General features: G+C 43.8%; 17 protein-coding genes and 2 riboswitches. Of the genes, 7 read left to right on the top strand and 10 right to left on the bottom strand.

Annotated elements, in window-relative coordinates; genetic code table 11:
- Window positions 1–48 precede the first annotated feature (48 nt).
- The 4 genes from HGO26_RS10090 to HGO26_RS10070 all read left to right on the top strand — a co-directional run bounded on the left by HGO26_RS10090 (window position 49) and on the right by HGO26_RS10070 (window position 6066).
- Window positions 49–1380 carry a Na+/H+ antiporter NhaC family protein gene (locus tag HGO26_RS10090; RefSeq protein ID WP_113939862.1) on the top strand — a complete coding sequence of 444 codons (1332 nt, stop codon included), beginning with the start codon at window positions 49–51 and terminating at the stop codon, window positions 1378–1380.
- Window positions 1381–2268: 888 nt separating this feature from the next.
- On the top strand, window positions 2269–3012 hold the full coding sequence (locus tag HGO26_RS10080; protein ID WP_168824939.1) for a 23S rRNA pseudouridine(2604) synthase RluF: 744 nt from the start codon (window positions 2269–2271) through the stop codon (window positions 3010–3012).
- A 275-nt stretch (window positions 3013–3287) separates the two neighbouring features.
- Window positions 3288–4394 (top strand): carbohydrate porin, encoded by a 1107-nt coding sequence (locus HGO26_RS10075; RefSeq protein ID WP_168824937.1) that lies wholly within the window; start codon window positions 3288–3290, stop codon window positions 4392–4394.
- A 73-nt stretch (window positions 4395–4467) separates the two neighbouring features.
- Window positions 4468–6066 (top strand): methyl-accepting chemotaxis protein, encoded by a 1599-nt coding sequence (locus HGO26_RS10070; protein ID WP_168824935.1) that lies wholly within the window; start codon window positions 4468–4470, stop codon window positions 6064–6066.
- A gap of 158 nt (window positions 6067–6224) precedes the next feature.
- Here the strand turns inward: HGO26_RS10070 and HGO26_RS10065 are convergent, their stop codons facing one another.
- The 3 genes from HGO26_RS10065 to gbpA all read right to left on the bottom strand — a co-directional run bounded on the left by HGO26_RS10065 (window position 6225) and on the right by gbpA (window position 11859).
- A complete protein-coding gene (locus HGO26_RS10065; RefSeq protein ID WP_168824932.1) occupies window positions 6225–8381 on the bottom strand; it encodes a S46 family peptidase in 2157 nt (718 codons plus the stop codon).
- Between the two features lie 295 nt (window positions 8382–8676).
- Complete coding sequence (locus HGO26_RS10060; protein ID WP_168825080.1) at window positions 8677–9852, bottom strand: aromatic amino acid transport family protein; 1176 nt, start codon at window positions 9850–9852, stop codon at window positions 8677–8679.
- 561 nt (window positions 9853–10413) lie between these two features.
- A complete protein-coding gene (gbpA, locus tag HGO26_RS10055; RefSeq protein ID WP_168824930.1) occupies window positions 10414–11859 on the bottom strand; it encodes an N-acetylglucosamine-binding protein GbpA in 1446 nt (481 codons plus the stop codon).
- 123 nt (window positions 11860–11982) lie between these two features.
- Window positions 11983–12082, bottom strand: a riboswitch (cyclic di-GMP riboswitch).
- Between the two features lie 223 nt (window positions 12083–12305).
- Window positions 12306–12409: riboswitch (yybP-ykoY riboswitch) on the top strand.
- An 83-nt stretch (window positions 12410–12492) separates the two neighbouring features.
- Between gbpA and HGO26_RS10050 the strand changes: the two genes are divergently transcribed.
- Complete coding sequence (locus tag HGO26_RS10050) at window positions 12493–13047, top strand: TMEM165/GDT1 family protein (protein ID WP_131524629.1); 555 nt, start codon at window positions 12493–12495, stop codon at window positions 13045–13047.
- Window positions 13048–13097: 50 nt separating this feature from the next.
- Here the strand turns inward: HGO26_RS10050 and norR are convergent, their stop codons facing one another.
- A complete protein-coding gene (gene norR, locus HGO26_RS10045) occupies window positions 13098–14705 on the bottom strand; it encodes a nitric oxide reductase transcriptional regulator NorR (RefSeq protein WP_247651524.1) in 1608 nt (535 codons plus the stop codon).
- A gap of 226 nt (window positions 14706–14931) precedes the next feature.
- Between norR and norV the strand changes: the two genes are divergently transcribed.
- Both norV and norW read left to right on the top strand, forming a co-directional pair.
- Window positions 14932–16461 carry an anaerobic nitric oxide reductase flavorubredoxin gene (norV, locus tag HGO26_RS10040; RefSeq protein WP_168824926.1) on the top strand — a complete coding sequence of 510 codons (1530 nt, stop codon included), beginning with the start codon at window positions 14932–14934 and terminating at the stop codon, window positions 16459–16461.
- Complete coding sequence (gene norW, locus HGO26_RS10035) at window positions 16454–17620, top strand: NADH:flavorubredoxin reductase NorW (protein WP_168824924.1); 1167 nt, start codon at window positions 16454–16456, stop codon at window positions 17618–17620. Before norV ends, norW begins: the two co-directional genes overlap by 8 nt.
- 115 nt (window positions 17621–17735) lie before the next feature.
- Here the strand turns inward: norW and katB are convergent, their stop codons facing one another.
- The 6 genes from katB to fkpA all read right to left on the bottom strand — a co-directional run bounded on the left by katB (window position 17736) and on the right by fkpA (window position 24967).
- Window positions 17736–19211 carry a catalase KatB gene (katB, locus tag HGO26_RS10030; protein ID WP_168824922.1) on the bottom strand — a complete coding sequence of 492 codons (1476 nt, stop codon included), beginning with the start codon at window positions 19209–19211 and terminating at the stop codon, window positions 17736–17738.
- A gap of 323 nt (window positions 19212–19534) precedes the next feature.
- Entirely contained in the window at window positions 19535–19777 is a 243-nt protein-coding gene (locus tag HGO26_RS10025) for a YgjV family protein (RefSeq protein WP_028761593.1), read from the bottom strand.
- Between the two features lie 82 nt (window positions 19778–19859).
- Window positions 19860–20297: a PaaI family thioesterase gene (locus HGO26_RS10020; protein ID WP_028761594.1), complete on the bottom strand. Its 438-nt coding sequence runs from the start codon at window positions 20295–20297 to the stop codon at window positions 19860–19862.
- Window positions 20298–20402: 105 nt separating this feature from the next.
- A complete protein-coding gene (locus HGO26_RS10015; RefSeq protein WP_168824920.1) occupies window positions 20403–20858 on the bottom strand; it encodes a hypothetical protein in 456 nt (151 codons plus the stop codon).
- 110 nt (window positions 20859–20968) lie between these two features.
- On the bottom strand, window positions 20969–23581 hold the full coding sequence (exeM, locus tag HGO26_RS10010; protein WP_168824918.1) for an extracellular exonuclease ExeM: 2613 nt from the start codon (window positions 23579–23581) through the stop codon (window positions 20969–20971).
- A gap of 618 nt (window positions 23582–24199) precedes the next feature.
- A complete protein-coding gene (gene fkpA / locus HGO26_RS10005; protein ID WP_105250047.1) occupies window positions 24200–24967 on the bottom strand; it encodes an FKBP-type peptidyl-prolyl cis-trans isomerase in 768 nt (255 codons plus the stop codon).
- Window positions 24968–24983 lie beyond the last annotated feature (16 nt).

The following is a 24983-nucleotide window of genomic DNA, read 5'->3' as shown; positions in this document are numbered from 1 at the left end:
ACTGCCAAGGATCCTGCGGAAAAACCCTAAGCGAAAGAGAGATAACATTTGAGCAATCCAACAGCAACACAGCACAGCCCGGCATCTTTTATTGCCCTGTTGCCATTATTTGTTTTCCTTGGTCTTTTCATTGGCGCGGGTGTATATTTCCAAAGCCAAGGTGTCGACTTTGCCTTCTATCAATTACCCAGCGTTATCGCTATTTTACCTGCAATCATTCTGGCGTTGATTTTATCAAAACAGAAATTAAATCAATCGATTGATACCTTTATTGGCGGTATTGGTCACAGCAATATTATTGCAATGTGTTTAATTTACTTACTTGCAGGCGCCTTCGCTGCAGTCGCTAAAGCCACTGGCGGCGTCGATGCTACTGTTGCTCTTGGTTTATCGTTAATCCCATCGAACCTGTTACTACCTGGTTTCTTCGTGATTGCCGCTTTTATCGCAACGGCTATGGGAACCTCTATGGGGACAATCGCTGCTGTCGCTCCAATCGCCCTAGGCGTAGCCGACCAAGCGCAAATCGACTATGCACTGATGGCGGGAGCCGTGATGTCTGGCGCTCTATTTGGTGACAACTTGTCGATTATTTCCGATACCACTATTGCAGCTACGCGCACCCAAGGCTGTGATATGAAAGATAAATTTCGTGAAAATTTGATTTTCGCTATCCCCGCATCACTGCTAACTTTAATCGCCTTTGTATTTGCCGGACAAGGCCAAGCAGAATTAGCAACGCAGAATATCGATCTTATTAAGGTCATTCCTTATCTGACCATTTTGATCTTAGCTGTGGCAGGTCTGAACGTATTTGTGGTCTTGACCTTAGGTATCTTATTAGCGGGCGCAACCGGCCTGTTTACTATGGATTACGGCGTGATCCAATTTGGTAAAGATATTTATGCAGGCTTTAGCAATATGCAGGAGATTTTCATTCTATCTATGCTAGTGGGTGGTTTAGCCGCACTCATGCAGCAGCAAGGTGGTCTTGCCTTTGTGAGTAAACAGATTGAAAAGCTGATCACTCGTTTCTCCAAGGCGCAAGGTGAAGCTTCATGCCGCGCTGCTGAGCTAGGCATGGCAGGTATAGTCGCAGTGACTAACTCTTGTGTGGCTAACAACACGGTTTCTATCGTGGTGACGGGGGATATTGCAAAAGACTTAGCAGAGAAGCATGGCGTGAGTCCAAAACGTGCCGCCAGCATACTCGATATTTTCGCCTGTATTATCCAAGGTTTGATCCCGTATGGTGCACAGGCACTCTTAATTGCTTCGACCTTTAGCATCACGCCATTAGCAGCGGTATCACACGCTTGGTACTGTATGATTTTAGCCGTAGTGGCTGTTGCGATTGTAATTTTCCGCAAACGACACTAAATGATATTTGAATGCATGAGTAGAATCTAACGTTTATGACAAGGAACGCACTAGGCGTTCCTTGTCATTTTAAAGCCCTCTTTTGACGAAAAAGCATCAACTCGCTTGCCTTCATTAAACAATTCAGGCAAGTTACCGCATTCAATGTGGTCATATCCCGTCAGTATATTTTTAGTCCCCCATGAATCCTCTTTATCACCAAGAACCAAGTTATTACGATCTACATCGTCTTATTACATGGTTGATTGTAGGCGCAGCCTTTATTAGCGCTTCTGGAGTTTTAATTGCTATTTATGCTGAATATCAAAACGTTGGAGTTCAAGTCTTACAAATACGAGCTGATTTTTTAGGTAACTATATCAACTCACCCCTCGCTTATGTGTTTAATTTAAGCTTATTGGCTGCAGGGCTCTGCATACTCATTTCAATGACCGGGCTCTACTTACTAAAACTGGATACGTTCAGCCAATGCATAGCACTTACAGGTGCTTGGGTAGGAGTCTCTGTGATTTTGATGGGAATATTCCCCATTAATTTTTTGAGCATACACAGAATAGTTTCAACGAGTTATCTATTAAGCACCCTCATCTTACACAGCCTTGTGATTATAGCGGGGATAGTGCCTCGGTTTATTTGCCCAAAGCCACTGTTCTATTTGAGCCTGATCAGCTTTTGTAGTGCAGTGAGTTTAACCCTGCAATTAGATTGGACCATATTGGATTTCCCTCCCTGTGTGCCCCAAACACACTTTTGTACTGTTTCAGCCAATATGTGGCTCCAAACTAACTTGAGTATTATTTGGTGTTTAAGCCTAGCCTTTGCAATGCGGCGCCTATCAAAAATACTGTATCATCGCGCCCAAGAACGCCAAATACTTTAGGGTAATCCATGCGCTTAGCAAAATACCTCGCCCAGTGTGGCATAGGCTCACGCCGTGAAGCCTGCCGTTTGATCGAGGCCGGGCGCATCACACTCAATGGCGGTATCGCCCGCCACACAGATCCCATCTGTTTAGACGAGTCATTAAACTGCCTCGACCGTATTGAGTTTGATGGCAAACCTATCACTAAAGCCGAAACGCTCGCCTATTGGGTATTTAACAAAGCTGTGGGCACGGATTGCCGTTTACTTGAGCAAGATGAAACGAGCCTTATACACCTGCTTCCCAAAGCGCCAAGACTCTACCCCGTCGGCAGGCTCGATAAAGATTCCCGCGGCCTACTGCTGTTAACTAACGATGGTGAGCTGACCCATAAACTGATGCACCCCAGTTTTGCCCACAGCAAAACCTACCATGTGCGTCTCGATAGGCCATTCGCAGATGATTTTGTTGAGCAAATGGCCAATGGAGTGAATTATAAAGATGTGCAAACCCTGCCCTGCCAAGTTCGCCGCCTCAGTTCGGACAGCTTTGAAATCGTGCTGACGCAAGGCTTAAATAGGCAAATTCGGCGTATGGCCAGCGCCTTACGCTATAAGGTTATCGACTTACAACGCGTCGAGCTAATGACGCTAAGGTTAGCGATAGAGGCGGAAGACTCTTGTACTGAAGCAGCATTAGCAGAGGGAGAAATGCGACCACTCACACTAGATGAAATTGCAACGCTAAAAGCCGCGCTGGCAATAATATAGGCGGTTGTATGCTTCACCCTAGCGGCACTCAGAGAAGTCTTGCGCTCTTTTCACATCAGTCTTTAGTATCACTGTAGCCACTTCGTACGATGTGCCTTACTGTTCTTAAAAAGTGGGAGCATTACCAAGTGTCGCACTATTTTGGTGATAAGACGTATTTGGCGATAAGAGGTAGACAACTCTTTCATTGCTAGAATCACATCCGTCTCATTTCTCTGCATATTTTACAATCCTACCTATACTTTTAATTCATATGAAGCGAATGGATTTGCCTTATGCTGAAAAAGTGCTTTTTTACCATAATGTTGCAGTTGACGATTGTGAATGCGATGGCGGAAGAAAACTCCCCGTATACCTGGTCGAATGCCCTTACACTGGAGTCTGTCACCAATCTTAAAGGAGGGATCGCAGAGGGAACACGCAATCTCGCAAATTTGGATTTAACCTTAGCGATCGATACGCAAGCTGCCAATTGGTCGAATAATGGCAACATCTTTATTTATGTCTTAGGTAATTATGGAAAGGCGCCCTCTGATTTGACTGGCGACTTACAAACCATTTCGAATATTCAAACCGATAATCATCTTAAACTCTATGAATTGTGGTATGAGCATAGTTTTGCAAATGGCGCGGTTAATTTATTGGCAGGCCTGCATGATTACAACTCAACCTTTTACACACTTGAATCTGCGGGACTATTCACAACGTCATCTTTTGGTATTGGTCCAGAAGTCGCTCAAGTAGGCCCTTCCATTTTTGCGACAACCGCGGTAGGAGTTCAACTAACACTTGTTGGTGAACATCAATATCTCTTACTTGCGACATACGATGGCATTCCCGGCGATCCTGAGCATCCGCATGGTACTCACATTAAATTTAAACAATCTGATGGTTTATTCAATGCCATTGAATGGGGAATAAAAAATGAACATTCCTATAAATTTGCCATCGGTGCATGGCACCATTCTGCAGAAATAGAAAATCCCGTTGACGAGAATATCAGTGATTCAAATAGCGGTTTTTATTTAATTGGCGAAAAGAATATTAACGATAGATTGACCGCTTTTTTCCAATATGGACGAGCTGATGCCAGTAAAAATCAATTAGCATCCTATCTAGGTATCGGGTTCACTCTAAATAATATTTGGTTTGAAGAAGATACCATTGGTTTAGCCTATGCTTCTACTCAAAATAGTTCGCCATTCTTACGCGTAAATACTGATTTACTCTTCAATGAGAATATTTTAGAGCTGAGTTATTTATGTCCAGTCACATCTTCAGTGAGTATGCAAGCCAGTTTGTACGGTATTGATAATCCAAGTATGTCATCAGTGCTAGATAACGCATTAGCATTTGGAGTGCGAGCTTATATTGAATTTTGAGCTAATAAATTAATCGTAGATGACGCTGTAAAATTAAAGTTTGTGGATCTATTAAGGATTTTAGGGACAGCATATGAATATTAAACAATCAATTATCGCGGGTTTAGTGGCATTTTTAATATCTATCGGTATTAATACCTATGTGGGTTACTCAGCGACAGTACAAATGTCAAACATGCTAACCTACATCACAGGTCCGGCTTGGAATACGGCCGATGGTGCCATGGAGGGGCAGATAGAGCTTGAAAAACAAATTATTGTTATTAACCGTTTACAACAAAAACAAATTGATCCAGCCGCAGCTCGAACTGAAATGGATGCCGCCATTGAAGCCGCAGAAGAAGCCTTAGGGCGAATGAAATCACAAAACTTGATAGAGCCTCAGCAAGTTAACTCATTAAACCATCGTTTAGAGAGTTTTAATCATATCCGCGAAGTCATATTTTCAGCCTTGCAAAGCGGAGATGTACCAGAAAATGATATTAAACAATTTAATCAACAAATAAGTGAACTGTTAGCATTTATAACCAGTTTAGAGGAAGCTGCTGATAGTAAGGTAGAGGGGGAATCTAGCCAAATTGATTCCATTGTTACCAGTGCAAACACAAAGTTAATATTAGGTTTTATCGCCTCAGTGCTTGTCGCTGTATTTGTGTATTTCATGGCGCTCAAATTAATATTGACCCCGATAGCGGTAGTAACTGATAAGTTGGCTGATTTAAGCATAGGGTCTGGCGATTTAACAGTGCGATTACCCAATGCCAATGCAGAAACTGAAGTTGGACGCTTAGCTGACGCATTTAATGGGTTTATACAAAAATTACAAGCCTTGATTAGTAAAGTCCAACTCAGTAATCACTCTCTCATCACCGCTAGCACGCAAATAAGCCAGTCCATTACCACAAGTTCACAGGTTGCTGGCGCACAGTTACAAGAAATAACTCAAGTTGCAGATGCAGTAGAAAAAATTTCTCACTCCCTCAATCAAGTAGGTGACTCCGCCGAGGGTGCAAATAAAGCCTCTGAACAAGCAGTCTCAAGCACTTATACAGGTAATCAGATTGTCGTTTTGGCTCAACAAGGAGTCGCTCTCGTTGCCAGTGAGGTAGATAAAGCCTCACAAGTCATTTCAAGTTTGGTTGCCGACAGTCAAAATATCAGCGCCATGTTAGATGTTATTCGAAGTATCGCAGAGCAAACCAACTTGCTAGCACTCAATGCAGCTATTGAAGCCGCGCGTGCAGGAGAAACTGGGCGCGGTTTTGCCGTAGTCGCGGACGAAGTTCGCAACCTTGCATCGAGGACACAGGAATCCACCAAATCCATTGAAATCATCATCACGAATTTATCTTCCGGTTCAGCTAAAGCTGTAGATGTAATGAATAGTGCACAGAAGCAAGCGTTAATGATAAAAGAACGGATCGGAGAAACTTCTGATGCGTTTGCAGATATCATCCGCGTTGTTGATCAAATAAAAATCATGAATGGAGATATTGCCCGCGCTTCAGAAGATGAAAAACAAGAGATGGCACATATAACTTACAGCATTTCAAATATTCTAAAACAAGCCAAAATAAATCAGCAAGCGGGAGAGTTAGCACAAACATCACAGCAACATCTGGAAGAACAAGTGGAGATGATTGAGGGGTTACTAAAGCAATTTAGAACCTAAAGTTACTGCGCTCTAGGAATAAAAAATAGCGATAAACATTATGAGTCTATCGCTATTTTATTGTCTTGTAATTCCTGCGTGCTAATCGAACAAAAACACGCTTAAATGCAGCTCATCTAAATCGTCCTAAGCCACAGTATTCAAGATGCGGCAATGGATTACTTAACGATTTCCATCTCAGCTAATAAATTGTCGGCATGATCTAAATACTTCATTACCCACAGCATATAACGGCTGTCGACATGAATAGAACGGTTAATCTCGTTATCAAATGCCCAACCGCCGATAATGCTTTCATACACACCGTCGAACAATAGGCCCACTAATTCAGCACGGCCGTTTAAGGTCGGTGAGCCAGAATTTCCGCCAGTAGTATCTAAAGTTGATAAAAAGTTTACTGGTACAGAATCTATTGATTTCATATAGAAATCACCATATTGCTTCTGCTTAATCAGCTCTAACTCTTTCTTCGGTGCATCGAATGGGTCAACACCCGTGTCCTTTTGCACTATGCCTTCAAGGCGAGTGAATGGCACGGCCACTAAACCGTCTTTTGGCGAATAGCCTTTCACATGGCCAACTGTGACACGCAGGCTAGAGTTAGCATCGGCATACACAGGCTTACCCTGCTCAAGGTTATAGGCAATAATGGCATCCATATATTGCGGACGCACCTTCATTAGTTCACCCGCTAATTCTTTTTCTTTCTTTTCTTCGGCCATATCGGTGTCATACATAGCGACAGCGAATTGAATGAAAGGATCTTTAGAGGCTTTAAAATCGGCAACGGATTTGTCCATCCACGCCAGACGAACGTCTTTCTTACCTAACTCAGTTTTGGCGTACATTTTATCTAAGGTTTTCGAAAGCTTAGCTTCACTAAACTTTTTATCGATACCAAAGGCTTTATCCAATGCGGGTAGGCGCTGATCTTCTGGCAGTGCGGCGTAGCGTTTTAGCATGTCGAGCAATACCGCTTTATCAACGCTTGGCGCATAACGACGGTCAATACGCTCCATGCTGGCTTTTAGACGTGTCATATCACGATCTTGGAAGCCCGGTTCACGCTGCATATCTGGCAGTTGTTTCTCGTTCGCGAGGCGATATAAGCTGCGCGCCGTCGGCAACATAGTCGTGCTGCCTATGTAGCTTAAGATCATGTCACGCTCTTGATGCGTTTTGCCTTTGGCAATCAAGGCATCTAATTCCGCTAAGGTTTTACCGTATTTCGCTTCACGACTGCTGTCTTTGGCTATCCACGCCGCAAGCTTAGCTTCGAGGGCTTTACGGTCGGCCAACATGGTCGATTTGCCGTAAAACTCGATCATCGAAGTGAAGTTTTTAGCATAATTGGCCAGACCTGCGATTTGACTCTCGTACTTAATCCGCTCGTCGCTGCCCTCTGGCGCAGTTTCTTTAATGATCTCAATAAAGCGTTCACGCAGCATTTTGCCTTCGGGATAAGCCCACTCAAACTCATTTTGAACTTCAGTGGCTGTGCGATATCTGTTGGTGCGACCTGGGTAGCCTGCAACCATCACAAAATCACCCTCACTCACGCCTTTAGCCGATACTTTTAAGAAACTTTTTGGCTCGTATGGCACGTTGTCGCTGCTAAATTCTGCGGGTTTACCCGCTTTAGATACATAAGCACGGTAGAAAGAAAAATCGCCTGTGTGACGTGGCCACATCCAGTTGTCTACGTCGCCGCCGTATTTACCCACGCTCGCGGCTGGGTTATAGACTAAACGCACATCACGGATTTCCAATTGCTTAACCAGATAATATTCGAGACCACCGTGAAAGCTATACACTTGGCAACGGTAACCATCTTCTTTTTCACATTCAGCAACTAAGGCTTTTTCTTGGCTTTCAACGCCTTGATAGAAGGCGCTGCCCACTTTACCTTCAAGCCCGTTTTTAACTCGCTCAGTGACATTAGTTACATCTTCAGTCACATAGACACGTGAGCCAGGGGTCGCAGGTAATTCATCGGCGAAAGTCTTAGCTAAAAAACCATCCTGCAGCAGATTTTTCTCAGGAGTGGAGTTGTATTGAATCGCCCCATAGGCACAGTGATGGTTAGTCACGACTAGGCCCTTTGGCGATACAAATGATGCAGTGCAACCGCCAAGGCTTATCACGGCATTCATCGGGAATTCGGTGAGTTTAGAAATCGATTTTGCATCAATTTCAAGGCCTTTTGCTTTTAGCTCATCAGCCATTGCAGGCAGTTGATGGGGCTGCCACATACCTTCGTCAGCCTGTGCGCCAAAACTAGCGGCCACGGCAACTGTGAGTAACCATTTTTTCATTGTGTTAAGTCCGTTTGATGTGAATGAAGCCACGCGCAAGCTGGGCCATTTTCTCGTTTTAATAGCGTTGTTTTAATTTTAAATAACTGTGCTAAAACCCAGCATCACTCGCTTTAAAACCTAAAAAGCAAAAAGTCAGGCCGGGGCCTGACTTTATCACATGCGACACTCTCTATAACAGACTCTGAAAAACTCGCTTACAAAGCAAATACATTTAATCAAAGTTACCCAGATGTATTCGCTAAAAAGCCCTCATCTATCGCAATGAAATAACAATAAGCTAAATTGCAATGAATTAGAGCCCAACAAATAGCTGGGCACCCACAATCACGGCACCTAACAAGCCTGCAATAACTAATGCAACAGATCCACCAGACACTTGATAACCACCGAGCTGCGACTGACGTTGACGCAGTGCCATAACAATTGGCAAGAAGATGATCATCACGACCAATGGTACGGCCGCAAATCCCAGTACCGCCACAAAGCCTTCAGGCAAATACAAGGCACACAAGACAGGCGGAATAAAGGTCAGTAACCAAGTTTGAATACGGCCAGCAAACGTTTCTTTGGCACGAGTTAATTCGGCGATAAAGTCATATAAACTTAAGGTCACACCGAGGAATGAGGTCACTAAGGCTAAATCAGCGAATAATGAAATACATTTGCTGATCCAAGGTGTATGAGCAATATCCTGTAATGCCGTGACGAGTGAAGGTAGTGAACCTTCAAAACTATTCACCTCATATCCGCCTACTGTGCCTAAAGTCACCAATAACCACAGAACATAACAAGCAAGTGGGATCGTCGAGCCGATTAACAACACTTTACGCAGTGATACTGCATCGCCATCGAGATAACGCACTAAAGTGGCGATACAAACGTGGAAACCAAACGAAGTAAACACTACGGGAATTGCCGCCATCCAATTGCTGGTCATAGACTCGGCAATCGCGCCAGTTGCCATGCTAGCAATACTGACTTCGGGCAATAAAAATAATACCACCACCACGAGCAATAGAATCATTAACGAGAATAGGAAACGTGAAACTTTATCGACCCAAGCAACACCTAGCGCCGCAAAGCCACCGAGCACCAGTGTAAATAACAACACTGCGACTTGATTATCGAGCACGATATCGAACATGTTCTTCGCTTTAAGCACTAATAACGAAGAGCCGCCGGTGAGATAAGCCGCGGTCAAGGCAAATAATAAACTCAGGAAAGAAGCACCTTGAATTATTTGACCTTTTTTACCCAGTAACTTACCCGTAATAGCATGCACGTTATCCCCCACGCCAGTGCGTAAGTTAATTTCGAGCATAAGTAATGAGGTATAGGCGGACACGCCCCAAATAACGACGAGTAACACTAAAGCAGGGATAATACCTAAAGCCGCTGTGGCTAAAGGTAACGCTAACATACCTGCGCCAATGGCCGTCCCGGCAACGATGGCGATCGAGCCTAACATTTTTGAATTCACACAATAGTCCTGTTCAATAATTAATTATTATTTTATTTGAGTAAGATTTGAACCGATAAAGCCTTGCGTCTTAAATCGAAATAAGCGACACATCACTTAAAGCATCCAATCAGATCTCGACCTAGCAGATCAATTGGCCCCAATAGCTTTTGAATGTTTCAACCCAGTAGCCATTGAGGCTAACTAAATCGATTATTGAAAAATGGCATGACTTTCAATTGTGATAGCCCAAATTAATGTACCGATATAAGCATCGATTAAATAGATAGTTTGGGACATTAACAGAGCCAAACCCAGTGGGCAAGCCAGTTGTGAACAAAGAAGGGCAGCAAACGGTACGGTAACAACTTAATAGCGCTGTGATAAACGAAAATATACAAGCCAACAAAAGCGCTACCTTTGTTGAGAATACCTGTAATCTTGTATTAGGCTCGAATCAAAATAAAGCCGGTCTTTTTCCATCCGATGCAGACAAAAAGGGCTTAAACACACGGATATGTTTAAGCCCAATCACATCATGTTGAGAATTGATTAACTCAAAAAGTTAATTTACAGCTCAGTCCACGCCATAGCCCAAGAAGCGCCAACACCTGGTTCAAATCCAGTGGCAGAAGCCGACCACTGCACGCAATAGCCGCTATAAGGGAATGGCTTACATTGATACACTTTGCCATTTTTAGGCTGTAACACTGTAGTACCTGCAACGTAACCTTTCACGCCTGCTGGGAATACAAAATCAGCTTCTGGTGCAGGAGCTTGGTCCTTTAAGAAGAGATCAAAGTTCTGCTGAATAACATCACCTTGTTTAGGCTCAGCTTTTACCTGCAAATGATAATGCCCAGCTTTAGGCTCAACGACGTCTAACACTAAGCTAGCACTGGTATTGTTAACAGTTTGGCTCACAAAACCTGCCGCTGTGCCATCATGGCTAAACAAATACGCTGACACTAGCATCTCGGCGTTACTGGTCACATCAAAGCTGACCTTCGCCGCACCATCGATAATTTGATAATCATCGGCAAGTGAAGTGACTTCTAAGCTGTTGCCCGGAGCAGGAGCTAAATCAAATCCTACTTCGACACGCTCAATACCTGAGTTTTTCGCTGTAAAAATGTCGTTTTTGCCATACACAGGCTCAATCACACCCGATGCATTTTTTTGTCCCGCTTTTAACTGGGACTGCTGGGCATTAATCGCGCTTGCTAATAGGAAAGGCCAATTTTGTTTATCACCTTGAGTCGCATCGCTAATGGTAATGACTGTTTGCTTAGCCGCTTGCTCACCATTGGCGTCAAACACCCGGGTCATCACTTTATCGCCTGCTTTTAGATCGAGTGACGGATTGATATCCCCCACATCTTGCCATTCACTCGGCACAACAGGACCCGAGCCCAAGTTCACATCGATAGCATTGTAGAAACTATTCGTCGTATCTCCCACTTCCCACACGGCCAAGATCACTTGATAACCACTGCGACCTTCTGGCACGTAGCAGTCATGGGTCACTAACTTAGGCGGCTGTTCCATACCACCATCAACTACGCAAAAGGGTGCTAAGTCAAAGCTCGCTCGACTCAAAGCTTGGTTTGGGTTCCAATCTTGGCGAGTTAAATAGTAACGCCAATTACGGGTGACATGGTTTGCTGTGAACTGCCAACTGAACTTATTCCAGCCCGCTTTAATATCCGTCTTTGCCCAACGGCTCGGACTTTGTTCATCCAAAGGTGAAAAAGCACCATTGCCAGCACTCGCCAATTTGCCATCAGCAGGACCTGATTCAGGAAAACCCGATGGCCCCTCAACACTTTGCGGCTCCCATTGCACCGCACCACAATTGGCATTTTTACCTGTTTTACAGGCATATGAACGCGATTCAGGTGCCACAACATAACCGTGCGCCTGCGCAGAGATACTCACAAACGCATTCGTCGCCATTACTGCCGCGGCCAATAAACTCAATTTAGAAATAGGGGAAAAAACAGTAGGATTTGCCACTTTAATGCACTCCATTGATTGCCTATCATCCTAAACATAATGATAGGCTTAGATATAAAAGTGGTATTTGGGCAAACAACAGCATTAAACAGCAGTCGTTTATCTTTCACAGAAATCGAATTCTGCGGCAACTCCGCTATCTTAGTTCACTAAAAAATCCATTTACAACCTTAGACCGGAAGCTTTGCGTCCTAACTTTTCAATTAGTTTGCCAAATACAGTCGTTATCATTGAGTCACTACGAGTTAACAGTATGTAACTAAGTAGAAATGACTTGGCTAAATTAGCAACAAAAGACAACGTTGTCAAAAAATAATTCATTTATATTCATTAAGTTACAGAATGTGAATCGGTATTTTTCTGACACCCGTCAAACATTTATCAGCACCTACTGTTATAAACTCGTGCTTGAAACTAAATCTTACCTAGGTATAATGCCCACCTCGCTTCGGGGGAGTAGCTAACTGGATTTCGAACCATCGTCATCTAGGGTGAACATCAACATACTTGGCAACATGCCATGGTGTTCACAGCAAATCATAGATTTGCCCAGCAAGACCTGAGCACAATTACCGCACCTAGGGGTGGACGGTTTATTGTGCTTATGTCATAACCACCCCTAAAGGATCACACTTGGAAGCCCTACTTGCCTCAACCTTTACGGTTGCTATCGCCGAAATTGGTGATAAAACTCAATTACTTGCACTAATCCTCGCCGCAAGATTTAAAAATAAAACCGCCATTATTTTAGGTATTTTGCTGTCGACATTATTTAACCATTTTGCCGCCGCTTGGATTGGTCAATGGGCCATTAACTGGGTAAGCCCAGATCTTGCACGTTATTTAGTGGCTGCGTCCTTCTTCGCGATCGCTCTTTGGGTGTTAATCCCAGATAAAGTCGATGCAGAAGAGAGCCGTTTCTATAAAATGGGCCCCTTTCTCGCTACCTTTATCCTGTTTTTTATCGCCGAAATGGGGGATAAAACGCAAATCGCAACTGTGGTATTAGCCGCAAAATACGATTCATTAACTATGGTGGTTGCAGGCACAACCTTAGGCATGCTGCTTGCTAACGTACCCGTAGTGATCGCAGGCCACTTCAGCGCCGAAAAATTACCTATGTTGTGGATACACCGTGGCTGCGCGGTATTGTTCGCACTCTTAGGCGTAGCAACACTGTTCTTCTAAGAATCGAGGCTGTGGTTTTGCTGCAGAATAAAATTTCTTCACGCAATATTTTATTCTTTTAAACCTAACCGTTTTGCAAGTCGGTGCAAATTACCTGTATCGATTTGCAATATTCTTGCACACGCAGCCCAATTTTGTTGATTCGCGGCTAAAACTTGACGAATAAGTTGACGCTGATATCTCTCAGTCGCCGCCTTAAGCCCCAGTATAACACTGGAATTATCTTGCGATTGTCGCTCACGACAGGCCGACTCAGACCTAAATGCTAATTCACTGGCTGGCGTTGCGGCATCTGATGGCCTATCTTCGTCGACTGTTCTGTGTGCTTGATTCATCAAAGAATCGAGCTGAAAATGTTTATCACTTAAGCTGATGTAAGCCGTTTTTAGCTCGGCTTTCGCCAACACCGCAGCCCTGTGTATCGCATGCTCTAGCTCACGCACATTACCCGGCCATGTGTATTGCTCTAATAACTGCTGCGCTGCGGGTGTGATATTGATATGGGTGAGTCCTAACTTCGCTTTACAACGTTCAAGAAAAAAACCTGTCAGCATAACAATATCTTGCCCACGCTCTCTTAATGGTGCTACGTGGATAGGAAATACGCTCAACCTATGGTAAAGATCGAAACGAAAGCGCCCTTCCGTTGCCTCTTGGTGCAAAATTCGATTAGTGGCGGCAATAATCCGAGTATTAACTTTTAGGCTCTTATCACTGCCAACTCGCTGTAATTCACCGTATTGTAAAACCCTCAATAACTTAGCTTGCAGCCCCAAGGGAAGCTCCCCGATTTCATCTAAAAACAAGGTCCCCTTGTCAGCGAGTTCAAACTTACCTTGCCTATGACTGATTGCTCCCGTAAATGCCCCTTTTACATGCCCAAATAACTCGCTTTCGGCGACGGACTCCGGCAGTGCAGCGCAGTTCAAATAGATAAGTGATTTATCGGCTCTGGTCGATTGATTATGTATCGCCGCGGCCACTAACTCCTTACCCACGCCAGTTTCGCCGGTAATTAATACCGATAAATCAGTGCCTGCCACGGCACTTATCTGCTGCTTTAGCGATTGGATCTGTGTGGATTGCCCTATGATCTCCTGCTGACTAGCAGGACGATTGAGCACCTCTGTGCCATTGGAAACTTCAACAACTTGGGATTCTAGCTGTTGCATCAATAACGCAGTATTAAGACTGGCTGCGGCCAGTGCGCTGATCACACGCAACTCGCTATCACTAAAATCATCAAACTGATGAGGGTTGAAACCATCAATGGTGAGCGCCCCAATTAAGCGATCGTTCGCGATTAGTGGTAAACCAATGCAAGCATGTACATGTAAGTTCGCACTATGATGTGGAATTAAACCATCATACGGATCAGGAAGTTCACTGTCGGCCGGGAAACGAACCACATCGCCAGCACGGGCGATAGCCTCTAATCTCGGATGTTCACTAATTTGAAAGCGCCGCCCTAACACTTCGGCAAAGAGCCCATCTATCGCCAAGGGGACAAATTGCTGCTCCCGAAATGCCAATAATGCCGCAGCATCACAATTGACACGCCGCCTGACCACTGCCAACAAACGCTCAAATCTGTCTTGCGTCGACACGCCGACAGTTAAATCTAAGGCTAACTGAGTTAAATCAGCATGGGCACTCATAGCACATCCACAGTCAAATAAAGTCATATTGACAACAGTGTAATGTCAATTTGACCAATATCAAATTGTCATTATGACACCAATAAGTGATTCCAAATGTTGAAATACGTTAATGTCAATAAAAATCAACACGTTAGAATGTTGGCATAGTGAGTGCAATAAGAGATTTAACTAAATAAGCAAGATTTACGTAGCGCATTCATTATTAATTATCACAGGTGTATTTATGACTATTCATGTAAAAAACAATATCCACTGGGTGGGCCAACGCGATTGGGAAGTGCAAGATTTTCATGGTACTGAGTACAAGATAACTAAAGGCACAAGCTACAATAGCTACCTTATCCGTGAAGAAAAAACCGTGTTAATTGATACAGTTGATCATCGGTTTAGCCAGCAATTCTTACAAAATCTTGAAGCTGAAATTAATTTAACCGACATAGACTATATTGTGATGAACCATGCAGAGGAAGACCACTCAGGCGCCCTGACTGCATTAATGGCCAAAATTCCTAACACACCAATTTACTGCAGTGAAAATGCGGTCGACTCCATTGTAGGACATCACCACCACCCAGAATGGAATTTCATTACCGTAAAGACAGGGGATAGTTTAGCGATAGGCAATGGTAAGCAACTGATATTTATCGAAGCACCTATGTTGCATTGGCCAGATAGCATGATGACATACCTCACCGAAGATGCGGTTTTATTCAGTAACGATGCCTTTGGCCAACACTATTGCGACGAACATTTATTCAATGATGAGGTTGATCAAAATGAATTAATGGAACAATGCCTACGGTACTACTCAAACATTTTAACGCCCTTTAGCAGCCTAGTGACGGCTAAAATTCACGAAGTATTAAGCTTTAATTTACCTGTAGATATGATCGCAACTTCACACGGCATTGTGTGGCGTGATAATCCTGCCCAAATTATTCACCAATATTTAGCTTGGGCCGACGCTTATCAAGAAGACCGCATCACGATTCTCTACGACTCTATGTCCAATAATACTCGCATGATGGCCGACGGTATTGCTCAAGGTATTCATGATGTTGACCCCAATGTAGCAGTAAAAGTGTATAACGTCGCACGTCATGATAAAAACGAAATCCTTGCACAGGCATTTAGGTCAAAAGGTATTTTAGTCGGCTCATCCACCATGAATAATGTAATGATGCCTAAAATTGCCGCCATGCTTGAAGAAATCACGGGCCTGCGTTTTCGCAATAAAAAGGCGGCAGCTTTTGGTAGTTATGGCTGGAATGGCGGCGCAGTCGATAGAATTCACACTCGTTTGATGGATGCTGGTTTCGAAACTTCAGTGGGATTAAAAGTCAAATGGCGTCCCGATCGTGATGCGATGCAAGAATGCCGTCAGCACGGCCAGCGAATCGCGCGAGAATGGGCATTGCGTCCCCTCGATAGCGCTAATAGTCGCTCTATCATTAATCAAGTCATGTCAAAACCTAGCCAAGCCACCACGGCCAGTCAAACAGCTGAAAATACTGCTACTAATAACGTCCCTATGACTGCACCGATTGCAACAAAAGCGTGCGAATTAAATGATACACAATCAATGATTTGCACCGTTTGCCAATGGGTTTACGACCCTGAAAAAGGAGAACCTAATCAAGATATCATTGCTGGCACACCTTGGACTCAAGTGGCCGAAGACTTCCTCTGTCCCGAATGTGGCCTAGGTAAAAGCGTTTTCGCTGTCATAAAAAATGAGGTGACTAATGCCTAAGCCAATCGTCATTATCGGCAGTGGATTCGCGGCATATCAGCTAGTCAAAACACTGCGACGTTTAAACCGCGAACAACCGATTACAGTTATCACAGCCGACTCTGGTGACGAATACCATAAACCAGATTTAAGCCATGTGTTTAGCCTTAAAAAAATGGCGTCAGATCTCATAAAATTGACCGCGACTGAATTTGCACATGAGCAACAAATTGATGTGATAAATCACTGTGAAGTCATAAAAATAGATAAAGTTCGTCAGGTAGTATGTTGCCATCAAGGACGCGAAATTGCGTACAAAAAATTAGTGCTTGCCACGGGTGCACGGCCCTTTATTCCACCTATAGAGGGAGATGGCGTCGATATCATCCACACAGTTAACAGCTTAATAGAATATCAGGCCTGCGAAGCAGACATCCATGGCGCGAGGAGAGTACTGGTTATCGGTGCTGGTTTGGTCGGAGTTGAACTGGCAATGGACTTAGCAACTGCAGGTAAGCAAGTGTTTTTGGTCGATCCACAAGCGAGCTTAATGCCGAATATGCTACCCGAAATGTTAAACCACAAACTGACCGCTGTACTAAAGCAGCATAACGTCACAGTGCAATTGCAAACCCGAGTCAGCCAACTGCAACACCAAGATGGCAGTATCTCTGTGTGCCTAGATAATGACCAACGGTTTATTTGTGATGCGGTTATCTGTGCAGCCGGACTGATCCCTAACAGTCAACTTGCCCAGCATGCGGGGCTAGAGGTCAATAAAGGTATCGTCGTTAACGAATGCTTACAAACCAACGATGCCCATATTTATGCGCTAGGTGATTGCGCCCAAATCAACGGCCAAAATAGGGCCTATTTGCAACCTGCGTTACTGAGCGCCAATGCGCTGGCGAACACATTACTGAACCAACCGACAGCAGTGAATTTTCCCGCCATGCTCATTAAAGTGAAAACGCCACTGTTACCTATGCAGCTCAGCGGTATAACAGTGAATGGCGTCTATCGCTGGCAAGTCGATATTGATGCTCAAGGAAGCTGTATTAAAGCATTCGACGTGGATGAAACATTTATAGGATTTATCGTAACCGAGGATAAAATGCAGCAAGCATTTGGATTGTTAAAGCAGCTAAATAGCCCTAATGCAGCGCTCATCGCGGCCTAAGAGCACATTAACGAGAATGTTAATATTGTTGTCGCTGATAATAAAAACTGAGTAGAGGCTTTCTACTCAGTTTTATCGTTTCCACTATTATTCAAACATTCGCAACAACAACAGTTTAAAGACCTAATGCCGCTTTAATACGTTGTCCGTAATCCGCATCGGCTTGAGTAAAATGCGCCACCATACGTTGCTGCACATCTAAACTCGCTTGACTTAATGAACCCGAAATTGTTGCCACTAGGCGCGCTTTCTCAGCTTCAGAGAAGATGCGATACAAATTACCCGCTTGGGTATAATCGTCTTGGTTATAACGACTGTAACGCGCCGCTTCACCTTCTAAACGCAATGGTGGTTCGCTAAAGTTTACTGGCTCAACCAAGGCATCAGCAGTGCTGTTCGGGCCATAGTTTGCCGAAGCGTCGCCACCAGTTTGACTGCCATGATAAGGACATTGTGTACCCGCCATCGCACCTGCACGTTGATGGTGATTTGCCTTAGCGGCATGCGGGCAATTCACTGGCAATTGGTTGTAGTTAGCACCAATGCGGTAACGCTGCGCATCGGCGTAGGCAAATAAACGTGCTTGTAACATCTTGTCTGGTGAAGCCCCGACGCCTGGGACCAAATTACTAGGTGCTAATGCCAATTGCTCAACTTCAGCAAAGTAGTTTTGTGGCAGACGATTCAGCTCTAATACACCAATCTCAATTAATGGATAGTCGCTATGCGGCCAAACCTTAGTTAAATCAAATGGATTGATATGGTAAGTATTGGCATCCGCCTCAGGCATAATCTGCACATTAACCGTCCAACACGGGAAGTTACCATCAGTAATAGCAACCACCATATCGCGCTGTGATGAATCGGGATCAATCCCTTTTAATTTATCAGCCTGTTCATTGGTTAAGTTGACCACGCCTTGCTGCGATTTAAAGTGGAACTTCACCCAGAAACGCTCGCCCTTGGCATTCCACAGCGAGAAAGTGTGTGAACCATAACCATGCATTTGACGGTAGTTCGCCGGAATACCACGATCCGACATCAAAATGGTTACTTGATGCATAGCTTCAGGATTCAATGACCAAAAGTCCCACATAGCCTGCGGATCTTTTAAGTTTGTCTTAGGATTACGCTTTTGCGTATGAATAAAGTCTGGAAACTTAATCCCATCTCGCAAGAAAAAGGTCGGCGTATTGTTACCCACGATATCGTGATTACCACGGGCAGTATAAAAACGTAAACCAAAGCCACGTGGATCGCGCTCTGCGTCGGCAGAACCCATTTCTCCACCTACGGTTGAGAAACGAATAAAGGTTTCGGTTTGCTTACCAACACCATTGAAATGGTCAGCAATGGTGTAATCGCTTAAATCTTTAGTCAGCGTAAATGTGCCGTAAACCCCTGTACCTTTGGCATGCACGATACGTTCAGGAATACGCTCACGGTTGAAATGGGCTAACTTTTCAATTAAATGCCAATCTTGTAATAGCAAAGGACCACGTTCACCCGCCGACAGTGAGTTTTGATCATCGGCCACTGGGGCACCGTTTTGGCTCGTTAAGTACTGACTTGTTTGATGTTGTTGACTCATGCCCTGCTCCTTAGTCTTGATTGCTGGTTAACCAGGTTTCAATTAAATCGTAAATGGTGGCCATGGTTTATCTCCTTGGCTGCGACGTGTTGTCGATGGAGCAAGAATAGAGAATTACCACTTTAGAATAAAACGATTAAACTAGATTTTCATAATCTAAAAAAAAGATTAAGAATGGGTTTGGCAAGACAGTTAATGAATTACACGGACTCACAGCCAATGGTCCGCTCACATCACTTAAGATGCTGTTGAAAAACCAAATAGCTGCTCAGGACAATGGAGCGAAGTGCGGTGCGAGAAAGCGGAGTTAAGCTGATACACCATTAACTGCTGGATAAGTCAGCTTCACGATAAAGCTTAACCAAATAATAAGTATCAATCAGCACGATAAAAAAGTTAACTAAGGCAACAGGATAAGCCCCAATTGCCACACCGTAGGCCACAAATAAAGCCGCACCAATGAGATTCCACCAGCGCAGTTTCTTAATGTTTGACATCATCAGTGATATTGCAACGACCACTGAAGCTAAATAACCAACCCATTCCCAAATTGTAGCGTTATCCATATCCAATCCTTATCTATATATTATTTAAATCAAACGATTGATACGCCAATCACACCACAGGTAATAAGCTGGCTCATTGCATTTAGCGTTTAACGACAGCCGCCGTCATCCGTGAAATACAAGTCAGTTCACCCGCACTGTTGTGGATTAAAATCTCCCATACAGAGCTGCGCTTCCCTAAGTGGATAGGCTTAGCCGTGGCGGTTAATACCCCATTACGGGAAGCCCGTAAGTGGTTAGCGTTAATTTCTTGACCGACACAATAGTACTGCTCAAAATCCACCGCGAAATTTGCCGCATAGCTAGCAACGGTTTCAGCAAGCGCGACATTCGCGCCACCATGCACTATGCCCAAAGGGTTATGCACCGCCGGACTGGCTGGCATAGTGGCCTTCATGTAATCGTCGCCAATCTCACTGATCTCAATTCCTAAAGTCTGCATCAAGGTGCCTTTGCCACCCATACCGGCGTCTAAACGCGCGCAATCCTCTAACGTTACAGCTCTAAACCAAATACTCATTGCAACTTCCTAGTCAATAAAACCAATCAGCAGTTTACTGTGAAGTGGATGAAGTTCAACTAGTTTACTCTCAGCTAGTCACATCTATATCGGCAAAAATAAGGCTCAAACTAACCAAGATTTAGTGGTACTTAGCTGACTAAACCAGACAAGAAATAATCCCCACACCACGACTACACTTGGCATAATTAACGCGTCGGCTCCTAGCACCACAGCCGCTTGCTGAATGCAAAATACATAGGTCATTTGCAACAAAATAGCGATAAGCGAGGCGACCAACACTTTATAAGCAATTAATTTTCTGAATAACAATAATAGACATCCTAGAACCCCTGAAACTACGGCAAAGCCAAACACAGCATCAATCCAAATTGGCGTTGTTTCATAGAGTGTAATTTGATCTGGGCTCATCTGTGCCAGTGCATCTGGCGTCATAGTCATTTGCATAACAAAAGCCATCAGCCCCATGATATTCCACAACAAACTGAGCGTTGCGACAAAGTAAAACCACAGTGGCGCCTTGATATTCATGGTTTTCAGCGGATTTGAGGTGGTATCCATACTCACTCCTAATAAAAACTGAAAAAAAGAGATAAAAAAGGGATGGTTAACCATCCCTTTGTTTCAGTCTAGCTCACAAATTGCACTTGTGAGTTAACCCCATATACAGGTTAACGGCGACGACGCTGCAAACCAAACAAGGACATCAGTGCTAAACCTAAATAACCTAAAGCACCGCCATCATCTTTAGGCTTTGGCTCAGGTTTTGGCGGCACTACTGGCGCAGGATAACTTAAAGCAACAATCACAGGATCATGATCCGATGCAGAAAAAGCATTTTCAGATTTAGCCAGATCACCAGAGAACTTCTTACCGTATTCAAACAGGCTAGATTCCACTGAGTTGATATGCCAATCTTCAATATCCACTAAACGTTTGGCTAAGCTAGCATTGGCTAAAGCATGATCTAAGTTACCTAACTCGCCGTTATAGCTATAAGAGAAAGTGCTTGCACCGTGGGCTTTCGTGTTCAAGTTGATAAAGCCATAACCTTTTTCAATCTTGCTGCCTTGGCGTTCAAACACTTTGCCGTCGAGCGTCGTCCACGAAGCGGTCAGGATGTCACGCTCTGACTTGCTCGCATCGAAGTCGGTTAGTACACGGATAGGATCCTCCATACCATAGGCATTCATATCACCGATGATCAGTAAGTCGCCTTTCACGTCTTTTAGCGTTTCACCCAAGACTTTGGCTGCAGATACGCGGAAAGCATTACACTTGCCCTGTTGATCGGCCGGATCAACTGACTCTTCGAAGTTAGCCCAATCTTCTAAACAGCCTGAGCCTTTAGATTTCAAATGGTTAACGACTACGGTCAGAGACTCATCATGGATTTTAAAGGTTTGCGCTAAGCTGTGACGTTGATAAGCATCATTGCCAGGGTTAGTCTCAGTTTTGCCATCTTTTGTGCGAGTCACGCTGCCAGCACTGGCGTGCTGTTCTGGAGTACCGATAACTTGTGCTGCCCCCGCTAAAGCCACTTTACCACCACGGTATAACATGCCGACAGTAATCGCATCTGTGCCAAAGTACTTGCCGTCATACTTATCAGCATCGGTGATTTCAACAAAGCTATAGGCGTTTTCAGGCGTCTGCTTGTCATTTAGTGCATCGACTAAATCCTTAATCGCACTCTTCTCACCAAAACCGTTGTTAGCAATTTCCATCAAACCGACGATATCGGCGTTCATGGCGGTAATAGCGCTAACGATTTTAGTACGTTGTAGCACCATTTCTTCCAGCGTTAGGGCGCCACGGTTACTGCCTGATGGATTGGTATCGCCACCATCAACATCGTTAAAGAAGTTCAGCACGTTAAAGCTAGCCACGCGCAGATCTCCCTTAGTTGCAACACTTGGGGCTTCGGTTCTATCGTCACCACGGATAAAATCACCCGCTGTAATAGTATTAGTCGCCACTAAACGATAAGCGCCGTAGCTGTAACCAATCACACCTTGCAGGTTAGTCAGTTGATCGCCAACACGGATGTAACCCGTTTCCACATTGAAATCAGGGAAGTATGGAATAACACCATTGGCAGGCTTGTAATCGGATTCGATAAAGAGTTGGTTTTCGCGGTTAGATTTAACTAATGCCGTTGCTTCAGCAGAAAGCGCTGGATACAGCTGTGTCGGCTTCATCAAAGGTGCTTGATATGACACTAGCATGTTATTGCGACTACCCGCATAGTCGAAGCTGAAGGTGCGGCTGATTTTAAGATCGCTGCCCGCATCTAAGGCCACATTCATGCCTTCATAGCGCTCTAATGCTTGCGCTAAGGTTTCGCCATCGGCCACATAGAAAGGTGCGGCAACAGGGACTTCACCCTTAGCGCCAACATCAAATTTCTTATCGGCTTTAATATCGATTTGAGTTAGGCCAAAGTATTCTTTCACTTTACCCTGCACACACACTTCAACCCCTGGTTGAATCGCTTCAGGTGCAGCTTCACCTAAGAATACAAATACACCATCAGAGGTATACGGTGAGTTATCACCCTTAACTTCTTGTAAGTAAAAACCTTTAAACAAGCTTTCACCACGGGCAGTCACTACGCCACGCACAGTCACTTCGGCTTCAGATTCGAATGCCCCTGCTGGTACAAATGGGCTCGACTCGCCCGCACCTTGTACTTGATAAATAGGCACAATTTTAGCGCCAGTACAGCTAAAGAGCGGCACTTCTGGCTCAGCAGGCGTTTCTAGAGAACCTAAACCAGAGAAGGTATCTTTAGGTAATTGTTCCCACTGGGCGGCATTAAATACTGTATTCGCCACTAACGCATCTAATTTACGTTTTAAGGTAACGTCTAATCCCCAACCCGTTGGCGTCGGCACATCACCAATAATATCGATGACTGCATCATCTTTCATTAAGGCAACCGCATCACCGCCATTAAAACTTAAACTACCAGAGTAACTATCAACCCCTTGAGCAACAGTAATAGTACCGCTAGTATTTAAAATAACTTTTGTCGATTTTGCCGCAATAGTTTGACCACCTAAAGCCACCATATCCGACGCAACAGTAGCACCATCTTTATAACGAACCAGTTTATAACCCGCGAGATCAATTGCCGTATCGCCGCTGTTATACAGTTCAATCGCTTTATTATTTGAGCTACCTTCAACATATTCGGTGATCATCACATCTGCGCTTGCCATCATAGGCAAAGCCGCTGCAACAGCTAAAGAAATAGCCGTTAATTTATTAACATTATCCATATCATCAACCCCATTATTATAATATTGCCGCTAACTTCTATTAACGTGCGAGCGGATTATTTCAGAGTTGAATGCGTAAAAAAAGAGGGCAAGATCGCACATTGCCAATGTAACACATTGATGAGTAACTAATTATAGACTTCTCACTGTTCACCTAACAGAACAGGATGGTAAATCAAAAGTATTAGCCATGTAAAAACAAACAGTAAGAACAATACACATAAGCTCAAAGCATTTGGCATCCTGCTTAAATAACAATCAATATTTTAATGTGATATTTTGATGATATTATTCAGTATGCAATACCCAATAAAATATAAGGAACACGGGTCCTTAAAAGGTAATGGATATAATTAAAACTTAATTTAGCATTCATTATTTTGAAATAAACATAACAGTCAAACTGCTAAAGTGGATGATTTATACCCTTGGTTATTGCAGCAGATTAATGTTGATGATGGGTATAAAAATGAAACACAGAGCCAGTCTGAGAACCAACGGCTGTAAGATAGTGAGCTCAATATTAAAACAATAATGCGAATTTTACAGACAAAAAAATACCGCTCATTTAGGAGCGGTATTTTCAATTGCGGCGTATTACACGTCGCAGCTAATCAATTACTTTTTAGCAGGTTCAGCTACTGGCGCCGCAGAAGCTTTCTCGATTGATTTCAACTCAACTTCGAAAATCAACGTAGAGTTTGGTGGAATAGTACCAGTATCACGTACGCCATAGGCTAATTCTGATGGGATCACAAACTTGTACTTAGCGCCAACAGGCATTAATTGCACGCCTTCAGTCCAACCTGGAATAACGCGATTCAAAGGGAACTTAGCCGCTTCGCCGCGTTTATAAGAACTATCAAACTCAGTACCATCAAGTAAAGTACCGACATAATCCACTTCTACAGTGTCTTCTGCGGCAGGCTTTTCACCCGTGCCTGGAGTTAATACTTCATATTGTAAGCCAGACTCAGTTGTCACTACACCAGGCTTAACCTTGTTTTCTTCAAGGAATTTTTTACCATCTTCGATATTTTTCGCAGAAATCGCTGTTGCTTGTTCCTGACGTTTATCGTTTAACTTTTTATCTAGACCTTGAAGAATGGTTTGCATTTCTTCTTCGGTTAAACTTAATTGGTCATTCAGACCATTAGTGAAACCAGTGACGATCAGAGTGCGATCAACTGGCAGGCCTAATTCTTCTTGCTCTTTGATATGGCCAGACATATAACGACCGATTGAAGCGCCTACACTGTAAGCTTCTTTTTGAGCTTCAGTCGTTAATTCAACATTTGTACTCGTAGCTGCTTTTTCTTCTTGATTACAAGCAGATAGGCCAATAATAGCCAATGCAACTAACGATAATTTATAAATCGATTTCATTAAAGCTTCCTCAGCA

Origin of the sequence: Shewanella oncorhynchi (assembly GCF_012584455.1) — a bacterium.
GTDB classification, from domain to species: domain Bacteria; phylum Pseudomonadota; class Gammaproteobacteria; order Enterobacterales; family Shewanellaceae; genus Shewanella; species Shewanella oncorhynchi.
This window is presented reverse-complemented; position numbering and strand designations above follow the sequence as displayed.

What these genes read in the sequence shown, in the direction of transcription:
- HGO26_RS10080 (WP_168824939.1), top strand. Translation starts at nt 2,269, where the DNA reads ATGCGCTTAGCAAAATACCTCGCCCAGTGTGGCATAGGCTCACGCCGT.
- HGO26_RS10075 (WP_168824937.1), top strand. Translation starts at nt 3,288, where the DNA reads ATGCTGAAAAAGTGCTTTTTTACCATAATGTTGCAGTTGACGATTGTG.
- HGO26_RS10070 (WP_168824935.1), top strand. Translation starts at nt 4,468, where the DNA reads ATGAATATTAAACAATCAATTATCGCGGGTTTAGTGGCATTTTTAATA.
- HGO26_RS10065 (WP_168824932.1), bottom strand. Translation starts at nt 8,381, where the DNA reads ATGAAAAAATGGTTACTCACAGTTGCCGTGGCCGCTAGTTTTGGCGCA.
- HGO26_RS10060 (WP_168825080.1), bottom strand. Translation starts at nt 9,852, where the DNA reads ATGTTAGGCTCGATCGCCATCGTTGCCGGGACGGCCATTGGCGCAGGT.
- norR (WP_247651524.1), bottom strand. Translation starts at nt 14,705, where the DNA reads ATGAGTGCCCATGCTGATTTAACTCAGTTAGCCTTAGATTTAACTGTC.
- norV (WP_168824926.1), top strand. Translation starts at nt 14,932, where the DNA reads ATGACTATTCATGTAAAAAACAATATCCACTGGGTGGGCCAACGCGAT.
- norW (WP_168824924.1), top strand. Translation starts at nt 16,454, where the DNA reads ATGCCTAAGCCAATCGTCATTATCGGCAGTGGATTCGCGGCATATCAG.
- katB (WP_168824922.1), bottom strand. Translation starts at nt 19,211, where the DNA reads ATGAGTCAACAACATCAAACAAGTCAGTACTTAACGAGCCAAAACGGT.
- HGO26_RS10025 (WP_028761593.1), bottom strand. Translation starts at nt 19,777, where the DNA reads ATGGATAACGCTACAATTTGGGAATGGGTTGGTTATTTAGCTTCAGTG.
- HGO26_RS10020 (WP_028761594.1), bottom strand. Translation starts at nt 20,297, where the DNA reads ATGAGTATTTGGTTTAGAGCTGTAACGTTAGAGGATTGCGCGCGTTTA.
- HGO26_RS10015 (WP_168824920.1), bottom strand. Translation starts at nt 20,858, where the DNA reads ATGGATACCACCTCAAATCCGCTGAAAACCATGAATATCAAGGCGCCA.
- exeM (WP_168824918.1), bottom strand. Translation starts at nt 23,581, where the DNA reads ATGGATAATGTTAATAAATTAACGGCTATTTCTTTAGCTGTTGCAGCG.
- fkpA (WP_105250047.1), bottom strand. Translation starts at nt 24,967, where the DNA reads ATGAAATCGATTTATAAATTATCGTTAGTTGCATTGGCTATTATTGGC.